The sequence below is a fragment of the Mycobacterium sp. 852013-50091_SCH5140682 genome (assembly GCF_001665685.1).
Taxonomy (GTDB): domain Bacteria; phylum Actinomycetota; class Actinomycetes; order Mycobacteriales; family Mycobacteriaceae; genus Mycobacterium.
Map to the genome: position 1 here is coordinate 1 of NZ_LZTB01000092.1, position 3,560 is coordinate 3,560.

General features: G+C 67.5%; 2 protein-coding genes. One reads left to right on the forward strand and one right to left on the reverse strand.

Annotation, left to right across the window (positions count from 1 at the left end; translation table 11 throughout):
* Positions 1–1,126 (reverse strand): sensor histidine kinase (locus tag A5784_RS23520; protein ID WP_064947291.1); only part of this gene is annotated, 1,126 nt, incomplete at its 3' end.
* Positions 1,127–1,321: 195 nt separating this feature from the next.
* Between A5784_RS23520 and tkt the strand changes: the two genes are divergently transcribed.
* Positions 1,322–3,472 carry a transketolase gene (gene tkt / locus A5784_RS23525; protein WP_064947292.1) on the forward strand — a complete coding sequence of 717 codons (2,151 nt, stop codon included), beginning with the start codon at positions 1,322–1,324 and terminating at the stop codon, positions 3,470–3,472.
* Positions 3,473–3,560 lie beyond the last annotated feature (88 nt).

Below are 3,560 nucleotides of genomic sequence, written 5' to 3' on the forward strand. Positions count from 1 at the left end.
ATGCGATCGTCGGCAGCGTCAGATGTGTATAAGAGGGCAGGTCGAGGGGGAGCGTGACGAATACGTCTGCACCCCAGCGGGGCATGACTTCGACCCGCAACTGCCCGGCGAGCGCCTGGACCTGGCGGTCCAGGCGGCCGATGCTCGGCGCGTCGGGGGCGAGCATGCCTCGGCCGTCGTCGCGCACGTTGATCAGCAAGTTTTCGCCGTCGCAGTCCCACTGCGTACGCACCCGGCTGATCTCGGGCTGCTCCATCATGGCCAGCACAAGGCCGCGGACGATCGCGCGTCCCGCATGGGCGACTTCGCCGGGCAGTGCCCTGCCGTTCTGCGGGGGTTCGATGAATTCGATCTCGAGGCCGCTGAAGCGCGTGAGCGGTCGCAGGTCCTCGCGTAGGCGTTCGAAGGCTATGGCGACCGGCACCTCGACCAGTCCCGTCGTACGGTCGCTGTGCGTCCGTAGCCCGACCAGGGCCTTTGCGGCGAGGTCCGTGACGGTCGTGCGCGCGGCTGCGTCGTCGAGAGTCGACGAGCGCAGGGCTGCCAGCAGAGTCTCCAGGGTGGTGGAGTGCAGATCGGTCAGCTCCGCTGTCACGCGGACACGTTCAGCTGAAGCCGCCCGTGACTCCAGCAGGTACGACGGCGGCGCGTCGGCCACTTTCTCCTGGATGCGCTGGGCAGCGATGCGCCACAGATACGTCACCAAGTCCAGCCCGGTGTCGTGGTCCGCGCCGGGCGCGGGCTCCGGATCCGTGAGGACGAGGAGGGCGCCGCTGGAGGCGTGCTTGAGCGCGTAGAGCGGGCGGGGCTTGCCGGCGAGCTCAGCTTTGCCGGACCAGAATGTTTCGTCGCCCAGGCTGGCGCGAAGCGCGTCGAGCTCGGTGATGGAGACCCGCGAGATGATCTCTTCGGCGCCCGCCTTCTTCTGCGGCCGTCCCGTGCAGTCTTCCGTGAAGATGACCAGCGCACTGCTTTTCAGGTAGGGGAGGGTAGCGGTGCGGAGGCGCTCGGCTATCTGGATGAGCGGGGCCTCGGCCAACGACGCCACCGTATGCAAAAGCGGCCACGGCAGGTCTGTGGTGAGCAGGGAGGCTGCCTTCAGCGGCTGGTCGATGGCTGTGCTCATGGCGCCCAGTCTATCGCGGCCGACCGGCCATGAAATCCCCCAGCCAGTCCGAAAGTGTAGTCCTAACCGTCAGAAAATAGCGTTTCCCCTGCCCGTTTGGTTCGCGATCATCGATATCACGCGATCTAGCAGAAATCCGTGCGGCCGTTACGGGCCGATGACCGAATCAGATGACCGAATCAAAGGGGATACACCGTGACTCAGACAGCAGATGTGATCGGCGCCGCGTCCGATTCCACGTCATTGGACTGGACGGCCGAGGACCAGCGCGCTGTGGACACCGTCCGGGTTTTGGCCGCGGATGCGGTGGAGAAGGTCGGCAATGGTCACCCGGGTACGGCGATGAGCCTGGCCCCGGCGGCGTACTTGCTGTTCCAGAAGTTGATGCGCCACGACCCCAGCGACGCGCAGTGGCTGGGCCGTGACCGGTTCATCCTGTCGCCGGGACACTCGTCGCTGACGCTCTACATCCAGCTGTTCCTCGCCGGCTACGGGCTGGAGCTGGAAGACCTGCAGTCGTTCCGCACCTGGGGCTCGCTGACGCCGGGCCACCCGGAGTACAAGCACACCAAGGGCGTTGAGATCACCACCGGCCCGCTGGGCCAGGGCCTGGCGTCCTCGGTCGGCTTCGCCTACTCGCAGCGTCGCCTGCGCGGCCTGCTCGACCCCGAGGCCGCCCCCGGCACCTCCCCGTTCGACCACACCATCTGGGTCATCGCCTCCGACGGCGACCTGCAGGAAGGTGTGACGTCCGAGGCTTCGTCCCTCGCCGGGCACCAGGAACTGGGCAACCTCGTCGTGGTCTACGACGAGAACCACATCTCGATCGAGGACGACACCGACATCTCCTTCACCGAGGACGTTCTCAAGCGCTACGAGTCCTACGGCTGGCACGTCCAGCGCGTGGACTGGACCCGCACCGGTGAGTACAAGGAAGACGTCGAGGAGCTCCACGCCGCGTTGCTGGCCGCCAAGGCCGAGACCTCGAAGCCGTCGATCATCTCGCTGCGCACCATCATCGGCTACCCCGCGCCGAAGAAGCAGAACACGGGCAAGATCCACGGTTCTGCGCTGGGCGCCGAGGAAGTCGCAGCGGTGAAGGAAGTTCTGGGCTTCGACCCCGCCAAGTCCTTCGAGGTCGAGCCGGCCATCCTGGCGCACGCCCGCGAGGCCCTGGACCGGGGAGCGGCCGCACGTCGCGAGTGGGAAGAGTCCTTCGAGGCCTGGCAGGCCGCCAACCCGGAGGGCGCCGCACTTCTGCAGCGCATCGAGGCCAGGCAGCTTCCTGACGGCGTCGACGCCGTTCTGCCGAACTTCGAAGCAGGCAAGGACGTCTCGACCCGTGCCGCGTCCGGCAAGGTCCTCAACGCGCTTGGCCCCGTGCTGCCCGAGCTCTGGGGCGGTTCGGCCGACCTCGCCGAGTCGAACAACACGACCATCGAGGGATCGCCGTCGTTCATTCCGGAATCGCGCTCGACCAATGCGTGGAAGGGCAACCCCTACGGACGGGTCCTGCACTTCGGCATCCGTGAGCACGCTGCCGCCTCGATCGTCAACGGCATCTCGTTGCACGGCCCCACCCGCGCGTTCTCCGGTACGTTCCTGATCTTCAGTGACTACCAGCGCCCGGCCATCCGCCTGTCCGCCCTGATGGGTGTGCCGTCGGTGTACGTGTGGTCGCACGACTCGATCGGCCTCGGCGAGGACGGCCCGACCCACCAGCCGGTGGAGCAGCTCTCGACGCTGCGTGCCATCCCCGGCCTGGATGTCGTCCGTCCCGGCGACGCCAACGAGGTCGGCGTGGCGTGGAAGACCATCCTGGAGAACCACGAGAACCCGGCAGGCATCGTGCTGACCCGGCAGAACATCCCGACCTTCGCCCGCGGCGAAGGTGCGGCCGAGGGTGACACCTTCGCGTCCGCGGCCGGTGTGGCCAAGGGTGGCTACGTGTTGGCGGAAGCCTCCAAGGACGGCGCCACCGTGCCGGCCCAGGTGATCCTGATCGCCACCGGTTCCGAGGTTCACCTGGCGGTCCAGGCCCGCGAAGCACTGCAGGCCGAGGGCATCCCCACTCGCGTGGTCTCCATGCCGTGCGTCGAGTGGTTCAACAAGCAGGACGCCGCCTACCGCGAGTCCGTGCTGCCCGCCGCCGTCACCGCGCGCGTCTCGGTCGAGGCCGGTCTGGCCCTGGGCTGGAAGGAACTGGTCGGCGACGCCGGTCGGTCCGTCAGCCTCGAGCACTTCGGTGCCTCGGCGGACTACAAGCGCCTGTTCCAGGAGTTCGGCATCACCACCGAAGCGGTTGTCGCTGCCGCCAAGGACTCCATCGCCGCCGCAGGCAACTGACCCCTTAACTGCCTGGCGGCCGGCGCGCTGCGGGCCGGCCCGGTGGGCCTGTCTCTTATACACATCTGACGCTGCCGACGATCGCATA